The 21,433-nt window shown below is 49.2% G+C and carries 22 protein-coding genes; 14 read left to right on the top strand and 8 right to left on the bottom strand.

The genetic code is table 11. The features are described 5' to 3' along the window. Window positions 1–31: 31 nt before the first annotated feature. The 4 genes from ACO0LL_RS08560 to gloB all read right to left on the bottom strand — a co-directional run bounded on the left by ACO0LL_RS08560 (window position 32) and on the right by gloB (window position 5,476). A complete protein-coding gene (locus ACO0LL_RS08560) occupies window positions 32–2,428 on the bottom strand; it encodes a fused MFS/spermidine synthase (protein WP_422950439.1) in 2,397 nt (798 codons plus the stop codon). A gap of 311 nt (window positions 2,429–2,739) precedes the next feature. Further along, window positions 2,740–3,315, bottom strand: a complete 576-nt coding sequence (locus ACO0LL_RS08555) for an elongation factor P (protein ID WP_422950438.1) — start codon at window positions 3,313–3,315, stop codon at window positions 2,740–2,742. Between the two features lie 115 nt (window positions 3,316–3,430). Further along, window positions 3,431–4,627: an elongation factor P maturation arginine rhamnosyltransferase EarP gene (gene earP, locus ACO0LL_RS08550; RefSeq protein WP_422950437.1), complete on the bottom strand. Its 1,197-nt coding sequence runs from the start codon at window positions 4,625–4,627 to the stop codon at window positions 3,431–3,433. Between the two features lie 36 nt (window positions 4,628–4,663). Continuing rightward, window positions 4,664–5,476 (bottom strand): hydroxyacylglutathione hydrolase, encoded by an 813-nt coding sequence (gloB, locus tag ACO0LL_RS08545; RefSeq protein WP_422950436.1) that lies wholly within the window; start codon window positions 5,474–5,476, stop codon window positions 4,664–4,666. Between gloB and ACO0LL_RS08540 the strand changes: the two genes are divergently transcribed. The 5 genes from ACO0LL_RS08540 (at window position 5,454) to ACO0LL_RS08520 (ending at window position 9,837) form a co-directional block, all read left to right on the top strand. Beyond that, window positions 5,454–6,227, top strand: a complete 774-nt coding sequence (locus tag ACO0LL_RS08540; protein ID WP_422950435.1) for a class I SAM-dependent methyltransferase — start codon at window positions 5,454–5,456, stop codon at window positions 6,225–6,227. The genes gloB and ACO0LL_RS08540 overlap by 23 nt on opposite strands. Next, entirely contained in the window at window positions 6,220–6,654 is a 435-nt protein-coding gene (rnhA, locus tag ACO0LL_RS08535) for a ribonuclease HI (protein ID WP_110254005.1), read from the top strand. The genes ACO0LL_RS08540 and rnhA overlap by 8 nt, the downstream gene beginning before the upstream one ends. Window positions 6,655–6,729: 75 nt before the next feature. Continuing rightward, the gene (locus ACO0LL_RS08530; protein ID WP_422950646.1) at window positions 6,730–7,554 is read left to right on the top strand and encodes an AraC family ligand binding domain-containing protein; all 825 of its coding nucleotides are present in this window, start codon (window positions 6,730–6,732) and stop codon (window positions 7,552–7,554) included. Window positions 7,555–7,622: 68 nt separating this feature from the next. Next, on the top strand, window positions 7,623–8,573 hold the full coding sequence (locus tag ACO0LL_RS08525; protein ID WP_422950434.1) for a DMT family transporter: 951 nt from the start codon (window positions 7,623–7,625) through the stop codon (window positions 8,571–8,573). Between the two features lie 118 nt (window positions 8,574–8,691). Beyond that, window positions 8,692–9,837, top strand: a complete 1,146-nt coding sequence (locus tag ACO0LL_RS08520; protein WP_422950433.1) for an acyltransferase family protein — start codon at window positions 8,692–8,694, stop codon at window positions 9,835–9,837. A gap of 84 nt (window positions 9,838–9,921) precedes the next feature. Here ACO0LL_RS08520 and ACO0LL_RS08515 read toward each other — a convergent pair whose 3' ends face one another. After that, window positions 9,922–10,722, bottom strand: coding sequence for a MipA/OmpV family protein (locus ACO0LL_RS08515; RefSeq protein ID WP_422950432.1), 801 nt, complete (start codon window positions 10,720–10,722; stop codon window positions 9,922–9,924). Between the two features lie 423 nt (window positions 10,723–11,145). On the opposite strand from ACO0LL_RS08515, the gene ACO0LL_RS08510 reads away from it, so the two are divergent. From ACO0LL_RS08510 to ACO0LL_RS08485, 6 genes are read left to right on the top strand one after another with little or no spacing between them, the layout of a single operon-like run. After that, window positions 11,146–12,180, top strand: a complete 1,035-nt coding sequence (locus ACO0LL_RS08510; protein ID WP_422950431.1) for a ferritin-like domain-containing protein — start codon at window positions 11,146–11,148, stop codon at window positions 12,178–12,180. A gap of 17 nt (window positions 12,181–12,197) precedes the next feature. Continuing rightward, window positions 12,198–13,895, top strand: a complete 1,698-nt coding sequence (locus ACO0LL_RS08505) for a PQQ-binding-like beta-propeller repeat protein (protein WP_422950430.1) — start codon at window positions 12,198–12,200, stop codon at window positions 13,893–13,895. Then, complete coding sequence (locus ACO0LL_RS08500) at window positions 13,888–14,427, top strand: manganese efflux pump MntP family protein (RefSeq protein ID WP_422950429.1); 540 nt, start codon at window positions 13,888–13,890, stop codon at window positions 14,425–14,427. Before ACO0LL_RS08505 ends, ACO0LL_RS08500 begins: the two co-directional genes overlap by 8 nt. 13 nt (window positions 14,428–14,440) lie before the next feature. Next, window positions 14,441–15,742, top strand: a complete 1,302-nt coding sequence (locus ACO0LL_RS08495) for a PQQ-dependent sugar dehydrogenase (RefSeq protein WP_422950428.1) — start codon at window positions 14,441–14,443, stop codon at window positions 15,740–15,742. Further along, window positions 15,739–15,963: a hypothetical protein gene (locus tag ACO0LL_RS08490; protein ID WP_422950427.1), complete on the top strand. Its 225-nt coding sequence runs from the start codon at window positions 15,739–15,741 to the stop codon at window positions 15,961–15,963. The genes ACO0LL_RS08495 and ACO0LL_RS08490 overlap by 4 nt, the downstream gene beginning before the upstream one ends. 32 nt (window positions 15,964–15,995) lie before the next feature. Further along, entirely contained in the window at window positions 15,996–16,493 is a 498-nt protein-coding gene (locus ACO0LL_RS08485; protein ID WP_422950426.1) for a lipocalin-like domain-containing protein, read from the top strand. Window positions 16,494–16,607: 114 nt separating this feature from the next. Here the strand turns inward: ACO0LL_RS08485 and ACO0LL_RS08480 are convergent, their stop codons facing one another. The 3 genes from ACO0LL_RS08480 to ACO0LL_RS08470 all read right to left on the bottom strand — a co-directional run bounded on the left by ACO0LL_RS08480 (window position 16,608) and on the right by ACO0LL_RS08470 (window position 18,234). After that, on the bottom strand, window positions 16,608–17,078 hold the full coding sequence (locus ACO0LL_RS08480) for a GNAT family N-acetyltransferase (RefSeq protein ID WP_422950425.1): 471 nt from the start codon (window positions 17,076–17,078) through the stop codon (window positions 16,608–16,610). Between the two features lie 113 nt (window positions 17,079–17,191). Beyond that, the gene (locus tag ACO0LL_RS08475) at window positions 17,192–17,740 is read right to left on the bottom strand and encodes a cytochrome b (protein ID WP_422950424.1); all 549 of its coding nucleotides are present in this window, start codon (window positions 17,738–17,740) and stop codon (window positions 17,192–17,194) included. 98 nt (window positions 17,741–17,838) lie between these two features. Continuing rightward, entirely contained in the window at window positions 17,839–18,234 is a 396-nt protein-coding gene (locus tag ACO0LL_RS08470; RefSeq protein ID WP_422950423.1) for a hypothetical protein, read from the bottom strand. Here ACO0LL_RS08470 and ACO0LL_RS08465 point away from each other — a divergent pair. From ACO0LL_RS08465 to pal, 3 genes are read left to right on the top strand one after another with little or no spacing between them, the layout of a single operon-like run. After that, window positions 18,233–19,480 (top strand): TonB C-terminal domain-containing protein, encoded by a 1,248-nt coding sequence (locus ACO0LL_RS08465; protein ID WP_422950422.1) that lies wholly within the window; start codon window positions 18,233–18,235, stop codon window positions 19,478–19,480. The two genes, ACO0LL_RS08470 and ACO0LL_RS08465, sit on opposite strands and share 2 nt — an antisense overlap. A gap of 15 nt (window positions 19,481–19,495) precedes the next feature. Beyond that, entirely contained in the window at window positions 19,496–20,773 is a 1,278-nt protein-coding gene (tolB, locus tag ACO0LL_RS08460) for a Tol-Pal system beta propeller repeat protein TolB (protein ID WP_422950421.1), read from the top strand. Window positions 20,774–20,817: 44 nt separating this feature from the next. Beyond that, complete coding sequence (gene pal, locus ACO0LL_RS08455) at window positions 20,818–21,345, top strand: peptidoglycan-associated lipoprotein Pal (RefSeq protein WP_422950420.1); 528 nt, start codon at window positions 20,818–20,820, stop codon at window positions 21,343–21,345. Window positions 21,346–21,433: the final 88 nt, after the last annotated feature.

Here is a 21,433-nt window from a genome sequence, read left to right as displayed (position 1 = left end):
TGCGGAGTTATATTCCGCTTTATATGCCACTTTATCTGCTGGTCGATGCCGGCTCAGTTGCTGCCTGCTTCAAATTCACATAGGGGCTGCGTGCAAAGCTTTTCAGATAATCGATGTTGTCCCTGAATTCTTCATCTCTCATGGCATTGCCTTTTGGCGTGCTGTATTCCAGCAAAAGATTGTCGTCATTGGAGAGTGTGGTTTCGCTCAATGCCAGCATCTGTTTGACCTGTTCAGGATTGAGCACCTGTGCGCCAGAAACAGATGCTATGCCGTTCTTGTAAAGGTCGATATAGGTCTTCATGGTCTGGTTATTGGCCATCGCTAATAAATGTTTTTCCTTTTCAGCATCAGGGAAAGCATCTGGACTATTGCTGGCTATCATTGCGCCTTGCTTGCCTACGTTATAAATCCAGACATAGCGGAATGAATGCGACAGGCTGGCAATCATGACTCTCAGGTTTTGCTTAGACATATGCGCCAGTTGAAACCATTGCTTCAATATGCCTTTGTCGGCTAGCCTGGATTTGGCCAATGCATAAAATTCCTGGTTATACAGAGAGGCTGCACCTGCGAACCAGATGGATGACAGTTGTATCGCAATCAGATCGTATTTTTTGTCGGTCAGCGACAAATGATTCCTGCCATCGGTATACAGGAATGACACGCCAGGTTTTGCAGCGAGATTCTGATTGACGTCGGCAAAATGACGGTTGGCGATATTCACCAGGTCGCGACTCAGATCAACTACTTCCATCGATTTGAAACCCGATTCATGGATGGCCATGGCCGTGACGCCAGTGCCATATCCTATGACCAGGGCATTGTCGTAGTTATTCAAATGCAGCATGGGTATCAACCCAAAACCTGCCTGCGCCAGCATTTCACTACCGGCTTCCATGACATTATTGCCCTGGAATTTGCCATTCGTGGTCAGGGTTTTAAATTCCTTGCCTTGTTCGGTTTGCGCCATGACCGCAGTCAGGCCACCATCCGCACTCTCCGCATGGTCTATCATTTTCCAGCCCGCATAGTAAGTCGGCTTGAAATAAGTGTTGATGCCGGTGGCGATTGCGTTCAGGTCCAGTTGCTTGGGGCAGGCAATGAGCAAGATCGTGGCGGCAATAGCGCTGCCATATTGTTGCAGGGCGGGCGCAGATTTGTCGCGCGATTTCCAGGTCGCTATCAATAGCAGGGTGAAGGCCACCACACCGCACAATAAACTGGTATAGAAGCCGCCGATAGCTGGCAGGAGCAAAAATCCAGCCAGTAACACGCCAGCGATATTGCCCAGGGTATTGATGGCAGAAGGGAAGCCTATGCCGTCATGCTGGCCTTTGGAAGCGATCGTCATGCTGACAGGATAGAGAGCACCAATTGCAAATGCTGGTGGCAGGGCAATGATGACTGCAGGAATGGCGCGCAAAAATTCCCTGAACCAGAAAGAATAGGGGACCGTGCTTTTTGCCAGACCATAGAAATACAAAGAAGAAAGATGCCACAAAAAAGTGGAGCACAAGATCGTGCAGGTCAGCAAGAACAAGGCGTCATTTAATTGCTCACTGGTGGAGCGCTTGCTTGCCTTGCCTGCATATTTGCCACCGAGGGCCAGGCCAGCCAGAAAGCACGTCAGCATCAGGGAAAAAGCATAAGTGCTATTGCCTATGACCACCGCCAGCAAGTGTATGGTCGAGACTTCCATCATCATGGTCAGTGCGCCGACGATAAGCAGGACGAACAGGCCAAAGCGATAAGAGCCTTGCGCCAGCAGATCAGTTTTGCCTTGCTCATGTGCTGGCAAGTTGTCTGCTGTTTTTGTTTCGCTGACCAGCAAGAATGCCAGCAGCGCCACCATGATATCGATTGCTGAGGACAGCCACAGCGTGCCATTCATACCCAGCGCAGGAATGATCAGATAGCCCGACAATAAGGCACCAGATGCCGCACCAAAAGTATTGGCAGAGTAAAACCATGAAATAGAAGCCATGCAGGATTTGCTATCCGCAACGGCACGTACCAGCAGCGGAAAGGTCAGGCCCATGAGTATGGTGGGGAAGAGCAGCACAAGGGCACCCAGCAAGACCTGATAAATGACGAGAGAGCCAGAATCGGGCCTGTAGCCGACTGCAATCATTAAATAGATATCGTGCGCGAATGAAAATATAAACGGCGTACACAGACAGTAGAGGGCAATGGCCAGCTCTGCCATGGCATACATGCGCACCGGGAAGCGTGTGCGTTTTGCCACGCCTGCACCTATTGCAGCGCCGATTGCCATACCAGCCATGTAAATCGCCAGCACAGTGTAAGTGGCGCTGGACTGGCTGCCAAATACCAGGGCAAGCTTCTTTGCAAAATAGATCTGGTAAGCCAGTGCCGCAAAACCGGAGGCAAAGAAAATTCCAAACAAGGTGTTTATTTTTTTCACGGTGATATTTTTAGTGAGCGTCTTCCAGGCGCTGGTGGATGGGAATTTATTCTTTGCTATTTATACCATATTCGACAATAGTTTAAGCGAATGATAGTAAAAAGATTTTGAATGTTAATGATGTTGCCGAATATTGTCAAATGACTAAATTATGACCTTGTTTTTCAGGCTTATGATGGTTGATAAAAAGACCATCTTGTCTCTGTCAGCCTATGATGGAGAGGTGAGCGCTGCTCTCATGTAAATTGCCGGACGAAAAAAAACGCCGCTGTATCAGCGGCGTTTTTCGCAAAGTCTTTACGTCTTATTGCTTAGTTACGTACGACTTTTTTGTATTCATTAGTGCGTGTATCGATTTCGATCATGTCGTCCTGGCTGACGAACAGTGGCACTTGAACGATATGGCAATTTGCTTCGATTGCATTTTCGATCTTGGCTTCTTTCAGTACGTTGCCTGAAGTATTGCCTTTAACTGCTGGCTCAGAGTAAATGATCTGGCGAACGATAGTAGTTGGCAATTCTACAGAGATTGCTTTGCCGTCATAGAATACTGCTTCGCATTCCATGCCATCTTTCAGGTAATTCAGGGATTCACCCATGTTTTCTGCTTCGATTTCATACTGGTTGTATTCTTGATCCATGAATACGAACAGTGGGTCAGCGAAGTAAGAATAAGTAACTGGTTTTTTGTCCAATACAACTACGTCAAACTTGTCGTCGCCACGGAAGACGTTTTCTTGTGGGCTGTTGGTCAACAAGCTTTTCATTTTCCACTTGTAAGTGAAGCCTGTGCGGCTGGAGCCGTTGACGTCAGAGCGCAAAACGATCATTGGTTTGCTATCGACCATAATGATGTTGCCAACACGAATTTCTTTTGCAAATTTCATAGCGAGTATACGTAAAAAGTAGGTTGCATAAAAATCATCTGTTGCCTACTGGCAAAAAATCACCGCAAGCCCACGTTTGATTGAGATTTAAAACAGGTTAAAAATTAACCCAACATTATACTGCATCTTTTTGGCTTGCTACCCGAACTGTATTGACGAACTTCAATAAATTGCCCGTCATATCCCCATTTTCGCGCATTTTTTCCTGCCATTTGCCAGAAAGCTGTGCAATTTCAGGGAGGTCGGCTTGAAAGCCCTGCCATATTTCTACCCAGTCCAGTGGCGGATGGCTGACGCCATTCCAAGCATGTGACAAGGCAACCAGGCTTGCTGTCGCAGATGTAGTGGTTTTTAAAAATGCATTCAATTTCACATGATGCAGATTTTCATCTTGAGGGTAGATATGCCAGATGAAGGGTTTATTGGCCCACTGCGCCCGCACGAATGAATCTTCGCCACGGACAAAGTTGATATCGCAGGCCCATAGCAATTTGTCGTAATCTGCCTGGGGGATAAATGGCAGGACACGCACAGTCAATGCACCTTGACTGCCACTGACACCGGCTTTGGATGCTTGCCCCAGAAAAGCTGTTATTGCTTCACTTGCCACACCTTCAGGCACGAGGCAAGTCATGGCCTGGTCAGCCTTTTGCCATATCTTGAGCAAATCAGCCACAGGTGCATGTGGGTAGCAAAACAGTGATACTTTTGTGCTATTGATCTCAGTTTCAGTCAGCCCCAATTGCAGCAAGAAGGCAGCAACAGCCTGAGTGTCAGCTTGAAATGCAGCTCTTTCATGGTCCAGGCTGGCTTCGCGCAACAGGCCACCGGTTTTCTTGTTGAAGCCGGGAAAAAAGAAATGCTTGATCAATGACAAGGAAGGATGGGGCGAGGGCAGGGTATGGCAGCCTTCCACCCATTCCTCTGCCGTCAAGCCTTCAAGATTGAGCCAGACCGGGCGTGGCTCACACTGTGCCATTGTCTGAATATAGCCTGGCGGGATATCGCAGGCAAAAAACTCTATGACGATATCGGCAATGTCAGCAACCGTAAATGTGCCTTGCTGATCGCGCCAGTGTCTGACGGTAACGCCCGCAATTTCCTGCACTTCGGCATCAATATTCACTGGCGGGCAGATGCGCTGGAAGCTGCGCAAATCATCCACCCATAGCGTGACGGCGATGCCATGTTCTTGCTGTAATTGCCTGGCCATGCGCCAGCAAATCCCTATATCGCCGAAATTATCGACGACCTTGCAAAACAGGGCCAAAGTTTTTGCTGCGTGAGTCGTATTTATTTCTGTTGAATGCATTGCAATATGTTTTTGAAAGCGTACCTGAAAACGTACTTAAAAGCGGTTTTTCCATTCACGCAAGGCAGCGAAATGGCTGACATCGTTTTGTGTGGCGGGGATTTTACCGCTTTCCAAAAGGCGGCTGATGACTGTGCTTTCGCGGCTACGCAAGAATGGATTGGTCTGCTTTTCCAGTCCTATCTGGGTAGGCACCGTAGGTATGCCTTGTTCACGTCTGGCTTGTTCGCGTTTGATACGCTCCAGCAAATCCTGGTTGCCAGGCTCTACCTCTTTGGCAAAGCGCAGATTGGATAGCGTGTATTCATGGGCGCAATATACTGCCGTATCATCGGGCAGGGTAGCCAACTGGTCCAGCGAATGCAGCATTTGTGCAGGCGTGCCTTCAAACAAACGACCACAGCCACCTGCAAACAGGGTGTCACCACAAAACAGCCAATGTTGTTCAGGTGCGAAATAGGCAATATGGCCTAGCGTATGCCCGGGCACATCAAGAACTTTGAGCTCCAGATTGATGCCGGGCACGCTTACTACATCATCTTGTTGCAGCTTTTGCGTGACTACAGCGATCTTGTCATTGGTGGGGCCAAATACGGGCACAGCTGCATGTTCCAGCAAGCGTGGCACACCGCCAATATGATCTGCATGGTGATGAGTGAGTAAAATAGCGGACAATGTCAGTTGATGCTGTGCCAGGGCTTGTAAAATTGGTATGGCATCGCCAGGATCAACCACGGCAGCATGCTGGCCGTCATGGATAATCCATAGATAATTGTCGTCAAAGGCGGGGACAGTCAATATACTCAGGGAATTCTTCATATCAGGCATGGATGCTTTGGAAAAAAACATTATAGACCTTGGAGCATGGTTAGAGCTGCCGGCGGGTAGCTATATCCGTCAATGGGAGCAGGCCATGCTCGATAAATTGACGGTCGATATCTTTGGTTTCAATGCCTTGCAGATAGGTTTGCCGCAAATTGATGCGTTGGCAGCCAGTCGCATGCCACATCGCTGGCTGACCAATTCCCGTATGCCGGATGAAAACCAGCCGGGGCAAAAGCGACCTGTTGTGGTCGTGCATGACTTTGCTGAGCTGCCTTTTGATGCACACAGCATAGATTTGATTATCTTGCCACACGTGCTGGAATTTGCTGAGGAACCACACCAGATCTTGCGCGAGGTGGAAAGGGTGTTGATACCAGAAGGCCGGGTTATCATCACTGGCTTTAACCGTGCCAGCCTGTGGGGCGCAAGGCAGGCGACCGGGCGTTTGAGCAAAAATTATTTCCTGCCCAAAGAGGGGGAATTCATCAGTCCGCCGCGTTTGAAGGATTGGCTGAAGTTATTGAATATGGAAGTGGGTAGCAGCGATTTTGGTTGTTATGCCCCTCCCGTTAAATCGGAAAAATGGTTGCAACGTTATCGCTTCATGGAAAAAGCAGGGCAACGCTGGTGGCCTTATTTTGGCGCAGTGTATATATTGCAGGCCGTGAAAAGAGTCAAAGGCATGCATTTGATAGGGCCCGCATGGAAGCAAAAGCGGGTATCCAGTACACATGCCTTGCCAGTTGCAAACAAATCAAAAGAATCAAATGGATAATATAGAAATTTACACAGATGGCGCCTGCAAGGGTAATCCTGGCGTTGGCGGCTGGGGCGCTTTGCTGATCGCTGGCAATAAAGAAAAAGAATTATTTGGCGGCGAAAAAGAAACCACCAATAACCGCATGGAATTGATGGCAGTGATACAGGCTCTGGGTGCGTTGAAGCGGCCCTGTCATATTACCCTGCATACCGATAGCCAGTATGTATTGAAGGGCATCACTGAGTGGATCACTGGCTGGAAAGCCAAGGGCTGGAAAACAGCCTCCAAGGCACCTGTAAAGAATGTCGATCTGTGGCAACAACTTGATGCCGCACGCACCATTCATGAAATCGACTGGCGCTGGGTGCGCGGCCACACTGGCCACCCAGGTAACGAAAGAGCCGATCAACTGGCTAACCGTGGTGTTGAGTCAGTACTGTAAAAAGAGACGAAATATCTCATGGACATAGCGAACATTCACACCAGCATACAACAAGGCGACCATGGCGCATTGAGCATGCCCGGGGTGCCTGAAAGCTTTGAACATGTGAGCGACCGTGCCGAATTCAAAAGGGCGCAACATCGCCCGGGTGTGGAGCTTTACCGCGCCCATATCGTCGCCCATGCCTTTGAACCGCACACGCATGAAGCTTTTGGCCTGGGTTCTATCGCCAGCGGGGTAGAGCGTTTTCGCTATCTGGGTAGCGATCATCTGGCGCCGCAAGATTCAGTTGTAATGATGAACCCGGATGAATTGCATACTGGCAGGGCAGAGACTGATACCGGCTGGCGCTATCGCATGATGTATATAGACCCGGACGTGGTAGCAGAAGTCACGGGTGAACGTGGCTGGTGGTTCAGGGATGCGGTTGCCCACGATGCCAACAGTGCGCGCAAACTGGGTGTCATGCTGGAGCAAATCTGGCAAGCGACCGACAAGCTGGGTTTTGATAGTCTCTTGTTTGATATCCTGTCTGAATTCAAGCGCTTTGCCAGTGCGCCGCAAGCACCTGTACCTCTGGCGAAACAACGTTTTGCCACGGTGCTCGATTATATGCGTGCCAGCATGGCAGAACGCATCAGCCTTGAGCAACTGGCGCTGGTTGCCGGGCTTAGTCCCTTTCATTTTTTGCGCAGCTTCAAGGCGCAATATCATGCGACACCTCAGCAAATGCTGATGGCCTTGCGCCTGTATGAAGCCAAGTGCCTGCTCGGCAAAGGCTTACCTCCGGCCCAGGTGGCTGCTGCAACTGGCCTGACTGACCAATCTCATTTGAACAAGGCCTTTGTGCGACGCTATGGCGTGACACCGGCGCGCTATCAACAGCAAATGAGCGCGTAAAAAGCAATCTGGTACAAGACTGCTTTCTCATATTGTTTTAAGCTGATTTTTTTCAGGGGATGAACAGCATGGGTATCGGTGTTTTGTATGCGATGGCAGCAGGTTTGATGTGGGGGCTGGTATTCATCGGCCCTTTGCTCTTGCCTGAATATCCTGCGGCCTTGCAATCATTTGGCCGCTATCTGGCATTTGGCCTGATCACTCTGCCTATAGCCTGGATGGACAGGCGACAATTGCGTTTGTTGAACAAGTCAGACTGGATAGAAGCATTGAAGCTGGCAGCGGTCGGCAATATTCTGTATTACCTTTGTCTTGCCAGTGCCATACAACGCTCAGGCGCACCGTTGCCTACGATGCTGATAGGTACGCTGCCAGTCGTCATCGCCATTACCGCCAATTACCGTAATGCCCAGCGTGACGGCAGCATTGCCTGGCGACGCATGTTGCCATCACTATTGATGATTTTTGCTGGTGTCGCTTGCGTCAACAGCGTAGAAATTGCCGCATTGCAGGCAGCTTCAAACAAAGATATCCAGACTTATATCATAGGCGGCCTGTTTGCTCTGGTTGCTGTGGCTTGCTGGACCTGGTACCCATTAAGAAATGCAGACTGGCTGCGCCATCACCCGGACCGCAATCCCAGGGTCTGGGCCAGTGCCCAAGGCGTTGCAACCTTGCCGCTGGCTTTGCTCGGTTATATGGGGCTATGGGTATACATGGGTGTGACTGGCCAGGATTTTTCGATGCCATTCGGCCCCCGGCCACAATACTTCATCACATTGATGCTGATCATCGGTCTGTTTGCATCATGGCTGGGCACGATGTGCTGGAACCAGGCCAGCCAGCGCTTGCCTACCAACCTGGCCGGGCAACTCATTGTGTTTGAAACGCTGGCTGCCCTGGCCTATGCCTTCATTCTCAGCAAGCGCATGCCAGAACCCATGGTTTTGCTTGGTATCGTTTTATTGATTATTGGTGTTGTCGCTGCCTTGCGTGTCAAACCTCAAGCCACTCATTAGTGATTGTCACTATTTTGCTGCTAATTACTTCCTGGAAATATGCTATGCAAAGAAACGAATATGTTGATTTAGAATTAACTCTATTTTTTTGTATTCACTAATTTAAGGATGCTTGCCCATGCAGGAAAATATAAGTAGTAGAAATGCAGGGATTGATTTCTTACGGGGACTGGCAATTTTGTTGGTCTTGCTTTTGCATTTCTCCCTGGGCTTGGGTCTGAAAGATAGTCCTCTGGGTAGTTTGCTCAGACCAGAATTATTGCGCGCCATCGTCTTGAATGGCAATTATGGTGTCACTATCTTCTTCACCATTTCCGGTTATCTGATTACCTCCAACTCTATCAAACGCTGGGGTAGCTGGGCAAAAATTAACTGGCGTGAATTTTATCTGCTGCGGATTGCACGTATCATGCCGCCGCTGCTATTGGCATTGCTGATCATTGTCACGCTCGGCGTTCTGGGCGTGCCGAATTTTGATAATGCAGATAATGGCAAACAGTTGCCGGCATCATACTTCTTTATTGCTGCCGGTTCAGTGCTGACGCTCTGGCATAACGTTCTCATGCAATCTGCGGGCTATTTTAATTATTGCCTCAACATTTACTGGTCGCTGTCTGTCGAAGAAATGTTTTATCTTTGCCTGCCTTTACTGTGCATCACCTTGCGCAAGCAGAATTTATTTGTATTGCTCTGTTTGGGCCTGATAGTTTATGCGCCGATCTACCGCAGCCAGCATCTGAAAAATGAAATTGAATACATGTATGCCTATTTTGCCTGTTTTGATGCGATTGCCATAGGCTGCCTGACTGCATTGCTGGCACAAAAAATCGAGTTGAGCAAAACTGTCGCGATTTGTTTGCGCTGGTTTTCCATAGTGGCTTTAGCGACTGTTTATTTGCGTGGCATAGGCGGGCACGAAATCGAAGGTTTTACGCTGATTTCACTTTTCAGCGCCGCTTTTTTGATGGCGACATTACAACCATCCGAGCAAGGCTGGGCAAGTCGCAGGGGTTTAACATGGCTGGGCTGGATGGGCAGGCATAGTTATGAGCTATATTTGTTCCATATCATCGTGCTGGCGCTTATGCGCAATGTCGTCAGCAAGAAGACATTGTCATATGAAATGCGTTTGCCTTGTCTGTTTTTATTCCTGTTGCTGAGCGCGGTAATTGCTGGTTTGGTGGCACGTTATGTAGCAGAGCCAGCAAATGCGTATTTACGTAATAAAACCAGAAGTTCACATACCAGCTTGCAAACTACGTAATAAAAAAGATGCGGGTTCGAATTGAAGCCGCATCTGTCATCTGTATTTTAACTATACGAGTTATTCATATAAGCATCGTTAAAATCAGAATGCGTAATTCACAGTAGTCATCAAGATCGGGCTGGTTTTCTTTTTCGTCAGTGGGCTGTCAGCAGCATCGCCCATCACTTGCGATACACCGGCAGCACTGCGTACTGACCAGTTTTTATCGATTGAATGGGTCCATGCAACTGTTGCCATCGCCTGTGAGAAACCTGCTTTAGGCGCAAAGGTTTTATAACCGGAGTTGGTGCTTTGTGTCGGTGTTACGCCAAAATAAGTCTGGTTATATTTCGCATCGCTGTAAGTCAGGTTACCCGCAATTTCTACCCTGTCTGTTGCTGTCTGGAATACAGGTGCTGCCAGACCAAATTTGTAGGCATTGCCATTTTCCCTGTGTGACAGCGCCAGGTTGGTATCGATACTTGCCTTGATGCCAGGGCCAAATGTGGTACCTGCATGCAGGTTGACTGTTGCTGAACCAGAGATATTGCCCATGCCTTTCAAGTCATCTGAGCTGAACAGGGATTTGGAGTCGCGTGAATCTTCACGGCCTGCACGGTAACCCAGTGCTGCGCTGAAATAAAAATCATCTACTTTCGTACCAAAACCGACGCCGCGCGTGGTGCTGGCAAAGAAACCGTTTTTGTTTTGGTATTCACCGTAAATAGCAGGGCCAAAGCGATTTTTCTTTGCGCCCAGATACTCGGGTGCGTAGAACACACCAGCACCGACCACCGTAGTAGATTCAGGTTCTTGTGATGTTTTGTCTTGTGCGTGTGCAGAAAATGACATGGACATCAAGCTGGAGAAAGCGATGGCTGTCAGTGTAAATATGTGTTTCATGGTGATCCTTAATCAATAAAAGCTAAACAGTCCCGCAGCATTTACGCCGCGCTGCTACTCCCCGGCGGAGAGCACGGAGCGAAGTCTCGCAAATATGAAAAAACTATGCCAATGGAAAATCGCAGGCTCTGCCTGCATGCACAAAACGTATTGTGATCCAGTACTTTTTGCGAAATTGACTTATGCAAGGGTTGCAAAGAAGGGCTTTCAGGTGTGGTGCAGATAAGCAGGTTAAATGCTTGTACCCGCATGAAAGAGACAGGATTGTTAAATTTTATTTGTTTTTAGATAATCACTTGCGTAATTTGCAATCATGATGGATGATGTTAAATAAGCTAGTAAAAATGTTAAATATGCCTTTTGTATTCATTATTTTCAAGCTGGCATATCGCGTTAATGGACTGTTACCCGTCGGGAGAATTCATGATTCGCCTCAAGCACCTGTTAATTGAACACCGTGACAATAGTTTTGATCACAGGCTCAAGCTGCTCAAGCATGCCCTGCAGACCGCCATAGAGCTGGAGCATTCGACCATCCCGCCTTATCTGTATGCCTTGTATTCAATCAAGACAGACCAGAATCTGGAAATCGCCCATCTCATCAAATCCATCGTCAAGCAAGAGATGTTACACATGTCGCTGGATTGCAATGTCCTTAATGCCATAGGCGGGCATCCGAAAATTGATCATCAGCACTTTATTCCTCACTATCCCGGTAATCTGCCAGGTTCGGTGGAGGACAGTTTGATTGTCCCTCTGGCTGCACTATCCAAGCAATTGCTACTCGATGTTTTCATGGTCATAGAAGAGCCCGAGAAAACCGTGGATGGCACAACTCCTCCGGCAAATGGCGTGACCATAGGCGAGTTCTATGCACACATCAAAAAAGAAATTTGCGAATTGTCCAGGATGGGTAATATCTTTATCGGTCCGCCTGAAAAGCAATTGGTGACAGGCTTCAGGGAATTGCAAAACAAGGGTGTCTATGACGAGGCAACGGCGCTGGCGGCGATAGACATGATTGTTGAGCAGGGCGAGGGCAGCGATACCAGCCCCATTGACCCTGAGTATGAGCTCGCTCATTACTACAAATATGCAGAGATTTATCATGGCCGCAAACTGATCGCCAACCCTACGCCAAAACCTGGCCAGCCAACCTGGGTATTTGAAGGCCACCGCATAGAGTTTGATGCTGGCGGCATTTATCCAGTCATCAGTAATCCAAACCGACATAGCTATGCCGGCAAGCCGCGCATTACCGACTTGAACCTGACTTTCAACAGCACTTACTCTGACATGCTGCGCAAATTGCACAATGTCTTTAACGGCCAGCCTGACAATCTTGCACTGGCCTTGCTGTCCATGCAATCACTCAGAGAACAGGCACAGTTGCTGATGACGCAGGAAGTCGTTCCTGGTCAGACTGCCGGACCCACATTTGATTATATTCCCGCCTGATATTCTGGAGAGCAGCAATGACGCAAACTAACTGGTGGATGTTCCATGGCGATACTGCGCACACGGGTGAAGTGCAGGGCAGTGATATCAGTCGTGACACACTTGATCAATTCACGCTATTGCACGACATCGCCATCCCTGGCCCGGTCTTGTCCGTGCCTGCCATCGTTGATGGTTATCTGTATGTAGGCCTGGCGAATAATCATGAATTGCCGGGTGCGAATGGCGGCAAGTTCATGAAAATAGAATTATCCAGTGGCATGACGGTGGCGCATTATGAATGGCCGATAGACCCGACAGAAGGCGATACACACGGCTTCATGGGCATGGGTTGCACACCGGCTATCTGGGACAATAAAGTCTATTTCAGTGCCTTCAATGGCAAGTTCTATTGCCTGAATGCGACAGACCTGAGCTTGAACTGGGTCGTGGATTTGCGCCACGCTGATCCTGATTTCAACCAACCCACATCCAATCTCGGCGATGTCTCGGCAGGTGTTCCTGCAGCAGGCTGGTCATCTCCGGTGGTAGCGGCTGCAGATGGCACTAATGGCCTGGTTTTTGTTGGCATGGGTGAGGGTGAAAACCCCGGCTGCTTTGGCTTTATCTATGCCATGGATGCCCAGACTGGCCAGGTGCAGTGGATATACTGTACCTGCCAGTATGAAGAAGGCGTACCCAATCTGCCTAATGTTTTGCCGCCAGAATCTGTGAGTGGCACTTTGCCCGCGATGTACACCATAGGCCCGAATAATCCTGCCATACGCGGGGCATCGGTGTGGTCGTCGATTGCCTACGATGAGCGGCTTGATCGCCTATACTGCGCAACCGGCAATCCTGTGCCTGACAGTGCCTTGCCCAGCAAGGGTTTTTCCAACGGTATATTGTCGCTGGATGCATCCAGTGGTCAATTCCGTGGCTTTAGCCAGCCACCGGCAGAAAGCAGTTATCGTGCTACTGACGTCGATGTCGATTTTGGTGGTTCACCAACATTAATGACGGTCAATGGCCGCCGTATTGTCACGGCTGGTTGCAAGAACGGTGGCTTCTTCAGGTTTGATGCAGCGACGCTGGAATTGCTGAACTGGCGGCAATTACTGCCTTTCTATAACGATGGCACCCAGATACCTACGGTCGATCCTCATGTGTCGCCCAACGACCAGCGCATGGATCCCTATGTGCCAAATCAAGAGTCAGATGAAGAAGACCAGGAAAATTATTCTGGCACCTACAGCACGGCAGCGGTGCACACTGCTCTGGGTCGTCTGTTCATCGGTGTGGGCGGCAATAATTATCATAATGTTGAAGCTGGTATCGATTACCGTACTACGCCTTTCATGCGTGCCCTGGATTGGGAAACTTTGGAAGATGCCTGGGCCATGGATGACAGCGATCCGCGTCTGTACATAGAGTCGCAACCACCGATGTATCGCACGCCCGGCGAATCCGGTTTGAGTTCACCTGTTGTCGTCAATGACCTGGTGTTTTTTTCCACGTCCAAAGTGGCTGTGTATGCCTTTGATGTATACAGCGGCAAGATGTTGTGGAAGGATGATCTGGGTGACCAGACCGGTGGCATGAATGGTGGCTATGGCTATTGCCTGGGGCCGGCAGTGGCAGGCAATTATATGGTGGCCGGTGCGCTGGTATTTGGCAAACAGGGCGGGGTATTGCGTATCTATGGTTTGAAAGACCAGGAGAATCAACATGCTTGAAGTTATCTTGTTTGGTATTGTCGCCGGGCTCGACAATTTGCAGGCCAGCACTTCGCTGGGGCTATTACCCATGCAGCGCAAACGCATGCATATGCTGGCAATCGCATTTTGTGCCTGTGAACTGGGTGCTGCAATAATGGGCCTGTTGCTTGGGCGTGGCCTGATCAGCATGCTGGGCCCGCTTGCCTCCCATATTGCGCCATTTGCGATGCTGGCTTGCGGCTTCATTATCTTGTGGCTGGCTTACCGGAGTGAAGCCAGAGGTTTGCCACAATTCGTCAATCATCCGGGCTTTTTGCTGGGCTTGCCTCTGGCGCTGAGTCTTGACAATGTCGTCGCTGGCGCAGGTGTCAGCTTTTCCAGTGCACCTGTGATGACTTCGGCCATTATCATCGGTGTCATCAGCGCAGGCATGGCTTGCTTTGGCCTGTATTTCGCCAACTGGATACGTAATTTTTTGCCCAGGCGCGTGGAATTGCTGGCCGGTGCCTATATGTGTTTTCTGGCTGTACGCATGATGTATAACGACTGACGGACTGTTCATCATGCCAAAAGACCAGAGCGAGCGCACGGCCATGCAGGCCTATGTGCGCAATCTTAATTTTCCCAGCAGTGTGGCGGTTTCCCCTGCCGGGCAGGTTTACATTGCTGAGACGGGTTTGCCATTTGATGGTGCAGCCAAAGGCGGGCGCATACTCAGTGTCAGTGAAGGTGGCAGCGTCCAGGAATTATTGAATAATTTACGCCAACCAGTGAATGGTCTGGTCTGGCATGACAACAGCCTCATCATTTCTGAAGGCGGTTACCCAGGCCGCATCAGCCGCCTTGATTTGCAAACGAGCACCTGGACAGTGTTGCTGGATGATCTGCCTGGCTTTGGCAATTACCACACCAATATGGTGGCGGTGGGGCCAGACAATAAAATGTATTTCGGCCAGGGGGCCATGACCAACAGCGGCATCATAGGCACAGATTCACACGACCTGGCGTGGTTGCGCGAAACCAGACATGCGTCTGATATACCTGGCTATGACATTGCGCTTAGTGACCATCTGGCGACAGTCACCGACCCTGAAGGTCAGCAGGTTTCCACCAGTGCATTTGCCCGCTTTGGACAAGTCCACACAGGCGGTACCCGCTTGCAAGGCCAGACGCCATGCACCGCCAGCATCATGCGCTGTAATCTGGATGGTTCGGACCTGGAACTGGTAGCCTGGGGCATACGTAATGCCTTTGGCTTGTTATTTCTGCCGGATGGCAGGCTGATTGCGACCGAGCAGGGCACTGATGTGCGTGGTGTGCGGCCAGTCTGGAATTGTCCTGACTTTCTGTTTGAAGTAAAGCCAGGTGCCTGGTATGGCTGGCCAGATTATCTTGGCGGCTTGCCCATCAACGCGCCAGCCTATCGCAATCCGCAAGGTGAAGGACAAGATTTTGTACTGGCTAATCATGCAGAACTACCAGCGCCAGAAAAACCCTTGCTTGCCTTCGATATCAATGCCTGTGCAGTCAAGATGGCGCAGATACCTGCCGGGCTGCGCCATGCCGGTGATCTCATCGTCGCGCAATTTGGCGATGAACGTCCCATGACCGGGCCGCCGGGGCCAAGAGTAGGGCGTAATCTTATGCGTGTAGATACCAAAGACTGGAGCAAGCATGCCTTGCCGGCTTTGGCGTCTGTGCCCTGGCACCGGCCGATTGATGTCGCTTTCTCGCCAGATGGTGCATTCATGTATGTGGTCGATTTTGGCGATTTTGAATTCACTGAAAAAAAAGATATACGTGCAAGCGCCGCTAGCGGCTGTGTCTGGAAAATCCCTGTCAATAATATGGAGCTGACATCATGAGCCAGGTTTCATTCGAAAAAGATATTGCGCCACTGTTCAATCAGTTTCGCGCATCCATGATGTGGCGGCTGGACCTGACCAAATATGATGATGTCAGGCTCAATGCCAGCATGGTATTGAGCCAGTTACAGGGTGGCATGCCGCCACCGCCTTATCCACCTTTCACCAAAGAACAGGTTGCGATGTTCCAGACCTGGATCAATGAAGGTTACCCAAAATAGTCAGTTGATTAAATTTGCAGAAGGAATTTCATATGAGCCTCAATGCACAAACCCTCATCGGTAGCTGGGAAATGGTCGAAGCCTGGGATATAGGTGACGACCCCAGCGACCCGACCAAGAAAACCTACCCCTGGGGTAATCCGTCAGCAGGTTACTGGGTCTATGACAAGAGCGGCCACTTCAGTCTGATGATTTCGCAAAATCCGCCGCTAGCGATACCAGCAGACCCTTTCAGCGGTCAGCCACAATCATCCTGGCTGACACCGCAAAAGCCCTGGGAAGTGCCACACTCCCTGCTGATAGACAGCTTCGCCACTGCCAGCCCGTATGCTTATTTTGGTACCTATACCGTAGAGATGGATACCAATCACCCGCATCTGGGCGGCACGATAGTCATGAACGTATTTGCTGACGTCATGCGTGCCTATACCGGCACAGTGCAAAAGCGCAGCTTTGTGTTTGATGGCAAGGATTATCTGAATGTAGGTACGCCAGGCCAGTACTTGCGACGCTTGAAGCGGCTGACGTGATTTTATGCATGTGAGCAGACATTTATAAAGTCTTAGCCGGGGCTTACCTGCTGCAAAGAAAGGTAAACTCCGGTTTTTGATTGCCCCAAGGATTGCCAGAAAATTCCATCTCGTTCACAAGCCAGCCAGCCTGCGCAGAGCCTCACCCTGTACACGGCGTACTATCATATGGCTGGCTTCCACAGCGCCGATGGAATCGTAAAATTCCTTACTCATCTGTTTATCCTTGACGGTCAGCCATTCTATTTTCGAGCATCCTGCATCGACGGCAATACCGGCGAGATGCTGCATGATGCTGAGCCCAAATCCTTGACGTCTGAATTCAGGTTGCACATAGATGGCTTGCATATACATGTCGCGCACGCCAGTAAAAGTGCCCCATTTCCAGGAATAAATGACAAACCCCGCAACAGCTTCATCCACCATAGCAAATTTAGCAGAGATAGCTGGATGGTTGCCAAACAGGGCCAGTTCAAGCGCTGCAGCATCTGTGCGAATCTCGGCTATGCCATCGCTCTTCCCCAAGTCCAGAAGCATATCCAGCAAGGTGTTGATATCCGTTGTCGCGAGGTCTTTAAATTTCATTTGTTGGGGTCAATGATATTTTCTTCAAGAGCTCTGCAAGCAAGCCAGATCGCTTCACCTCCGTCAGTCTTGCCTCAGCTTGAACATGGAATGATGCTGCATTAAACGCTCAATCACTTGCCAAGCATGCGGATCAAGGTAGCATCTCTGTCTATGAAGTGATGTTTGAATGCGCCGACTATATGCAAAAGTATCGCTGCAATCAGGATGTAGCCAGCGGCCTGGTGCAAGCTTTCACCAGTCTCAGCCCAGAATTTGCTATAGGCCAATACCTGGTCCGGGTTGCCTGGCATATGTTGGGCTGGCACGATGACCAGACCAAAGATGCCAAAGCCATGGCCGCTGGCACCAGAAAACAGCATGCCTGTCACCGGCAAGGCCAGTGTAGCAATGATCAACACCCATTTGATGATTTTTGCCAGGCGCTGTTCAAGCTGCGTGTAGTCTGCCGCCGCTGCCGGCCAACCATTTTTAATACGCCAGAAGACGCGCAACAGGGCAACAAATAAAACCAGCACACCCACGGATTTGTGGATCGGGTACAAAGCCCAGGCTTCGGCACGCGTCATATATAAGCCCACGGCACATAAAGCCATGATGACGATGCCTGTGATCCAGTGCAAAGAAATCGTGATCTTTCTGAGTTTACCCGCTTTGTCCATTGCCACATCCTCAAATTAATTTGTTAGTAGCAGGATGGACATGTGATGGGATTGAAAGTTTCAATTTAGCTTGCAAACTTTCAGGATTTTTATGACGCTTATCTGGATAGATGCTCCCTGAGCTGGATAACATTGCCTTCCGGATCGTAGCCATCGCAGATGCGGTAATGCTGGAATTCCCATTCGTAGTTCTCTGCATCTATCCTGCCACCAAGCTTGGCGGCCACATCCCTGGCTTTGCTGATGCTGGCAACAGACAGCATTAATTTGATCGCGGTGTCTGACCTTAGCTGCGGCGGGACCAAAATTTCGAAGGTGTTGGCAATTTGCGGCGGGATGGCATGAATAACCAACTGAAAATGAGGCAACTCGAAAATCGTATAGTCGTCATTTGCGTGAGTAGCGGTCGGCCGCAGGACTTGCTCGTAAAAACCGCTGAGCTTGCTCAGATTCTTGGCATAGATGACAGCACCTGGGGTAGGTAAGTGCGACATGATAGTCCTCGGCTTGTTTAAATCGATAATTTTATGTTATTTTTTTGATATTGTCAGCGCACAAAGCCAGGGATCGGCAAAATATAGACAGGCTAGCTCACCTTACATTCATCCTGAGGCTGCTGATGAAATGAGTTTTAGCACATACGCAAATCACTTACAAATTTTACACGGATTGGTTTTTTCTTATGCGTTAATATATAAAGGCGTATGCAAAGACGCCAAAGACGCCAAAGACGATGGGTATCGTAGTTCAGTACGAATTATGAGGAAAAAGTCTTTTGCGGTTTATAATTTCAGCTGTTACAACTTTAATGTGCATTTTTTGTCACTGACATGGTTAACATTTCCGGAACCAAGTCGGGCAAATAAAGTCTTAATGACTATGAATCAGGTTTCCAAGCAAGTACATCCGGATTTTCATCAGCATCAGAAGGGGCAATTGCGATCCATAGCGCTGGCCGCCCTTGTGCATGTCGTTTTGTTAAGTTTTTTATGGATAGGTGTGCGCTGGCAAAATAAGGAAAGCAACGCAGTTGAGGCTGAGGTCTGGGATATGACCACCCGTGAAGCTGCCCCCAAGCCTGTTCCGGTTCCCGATCCTGTCGTAGAAGAAAAGCCGAAAGAGCCTGTGCCGGTCAAGGAAGAAGTGCGTCAGGAAGATCCTGAAATTGCCCTGGCGCAGGAAAAAAAGCGTAAATTGCTCGAAAAGAAAAAAGAAGAAGAGCATCAACGCGAACTTGCTGAGAAAAAACGCAAGGAAGAGCAGCAGGAAAAACTTGCCGAACAAAAGCGCAAGGATGAAAAACTTACTCAGGAAGCAGATAAGAAAAAGCTGGCGGCCAAAGAAAAAGAAAAATCCGAAAAACTCCTAAATGACGAAAGAGAAAGGATAAAAAAACAGCTAGCTAATGCAGGTAACGGAAATTCTGGTAACAGTGAAAAATCTACGGGCAATAACCGCGGTGACCCCAGCTATAGCGCAAAAATTGCAGCCAAGGTCAAATCTAATACAAGTTACACTGGGACTGACAGTACGGCCGGTAATCCTACAGTGGAATACACGATTAACCTATTGCCAGATGGATCACTACGTGGTGCAATACGCAAAGTTAAATCCTCGGGAATTCCAGCGTTTGATGATGCGGTTGCTGCTGGCATAGAAAAATCAGCTCCATTCCCGCGTGACAAGACTGGTCAAGTTCCACCCAGTGTGACGGTGGTTAACCGTATGAAGGAAGAATAAACTCCAATGATGTCTATGTTGAAGAAAATAGCTGTAACGGCTGTGATTGCAGCGGTCGCCAATTTATCGGGGTTCGCTCCTGTCTCTGCCCAGATCAGGGTAGAAATATCAGGCGTTGGCTCCAACCAGATACCGATTGCAATTGCCGGATTTACCGACGAGGCCCTGACGCCTCAGCAAGTGACCAGCATCATCAAGGATGACTTGAACCGCAGCGGCTATTTCAAGATCATCGATGCCAACACAGTTTTGAATGAAAACGCTGTCGTTAATTTTGGCGACTGGAAATCCAAAGGCGCAGATGCGCTGGTGGTTGGCAGCGTACAAAGCCTGGTAGATGGCCGCTTTGACGTGCGTTATAAATTGTTCGACACAGTCAAATCGAATGCCCTGTCTGGTTTTTCGGTCACTGCGCCGCCAAACAATATACGCCTGACAGCCCACAGGATAGCTGACGATATCTACGAAAAATTGACTGGTGTACGCGGTATTTTCTCTACGCGCATCGCTTATGTGACAAAGGCTGGTTCTGAATATCGCCTGGAAGTGGCCGATGCTGATGGTGATGGAACCAAAATCGCCTTGCGTTCTTCAGAACCCATCATTTCTCCGGCATGGTCGCCAGATGGCACCAAGGTTGCCTATGTGTCCTTTGAAAAGCGCAAGCCTGTAATATTGGTACAAAACCTGATCACCGGTGAAAGAACAGAAGTTGCCAATTTCAAGGGTAATAATTCAGCACCGGCATGGTCTCATGATGGCAGCAAATTGGCAGTGGCTTTGTCGCGCGATGGTCAGACCCAGATTTTTACGGTAAATGCCAATGGCGGTAATCTGCAAAAATTAACCTCCAGTTCATCGATTGATACTGAGCCGCAATTTTCTGCCGATGGTCAGTCTATCTATTTCCTGAGCGACCGCAGCGGCGGCCCACAAATTTATAAAATGAGTGCAAGTGGTGGTGATCCAAAACGCGTGACCTTTACCGGTTCATACAATATCACCCCAAGAATATCCCCTGACGGTAAGACTTTGGCTTATATTTCACGTCGCGATGGCAAGTTCCAGTTGTATGCACTGGATTTGGCCAGCGGCCAGGAATTAAGACTGTCTGATACTACCAAGGACGAGTCACCAAGTTTTTCACCAAATGGACGCTACATCATGTACGCAACTGAGTCTGGCCGTCGTGGCGCGCTCGCGGTAGTGTCGATTGATGGCAAGGTGAAGCAGAAATTGACGGTCCAGGCCGGAGATATTCGGGAGCCCACCTGGGGTCCTTTCATGAAATAAGCTGTATTGACTAATTGCTTATCTATTTTAAATCAGGAGAGAAAATGCGTACTACATCCCAATCCAAAACCCTGGCAATCTTGATTTCCAGCGTTGTTCTGATGACAGCTTGTGCTTCCAAAGTTCCGCTGGAAGACAAGAAAGTCGAAGATAAATCTACGACTACGACAACGGCGTCCAGCACAGACACAAATACAGTAAAACAAGTCACTGCAACTGTTGATCCATTGACGCAAGGTGCATTGGCCAAGCGTAGCGTGTATTTTGACTATGACAGCTATGTTGTAAAAGAAGAGTTCAAACCAGTGGTTGATGCACATGCCAAGTTCCTTGGCACTAACAAAAACCGCAATATCCTGATCCAGGGTAATACGGATGAACGCGGTGGTCGCGAATACAATCTGGCATTGGGCCAAAAGCGTGCAGAAGCCGTACGTAAATCCCTGACTTTGCTGGGTGTGTCCGATGCGCAGATCGAAGCTGTTTCTTTGGGTAAGGAAAAACCAAAGGCAACAGGTAGCGATGAAGCTTCCTGGGCAGAGAATCGCCGCTCCGATATTCTGTACAAGTAATCTCGTGTTTGAAAGCCTCGTTTGAGGCTTTCTTTGCATTTGGCACTGCATCTTTGATGTAAAGCTGCAGTGCGTATCCATTTTTTCA

Source organism: Undibacterium sp. TC4M20W (assembly GCF_049340245.1).
Lineage (GTDB): Bacteria > Pseudomonadota > Gammaproteobacteria > Burkholderiales > Burkholderiaceae_D > Undibacterium.
The sequence above is the reverse complement of the archived record's forward strand: the minus strand, read 5'-3'. Positions and strand labels throughout refer to the sequence as shown.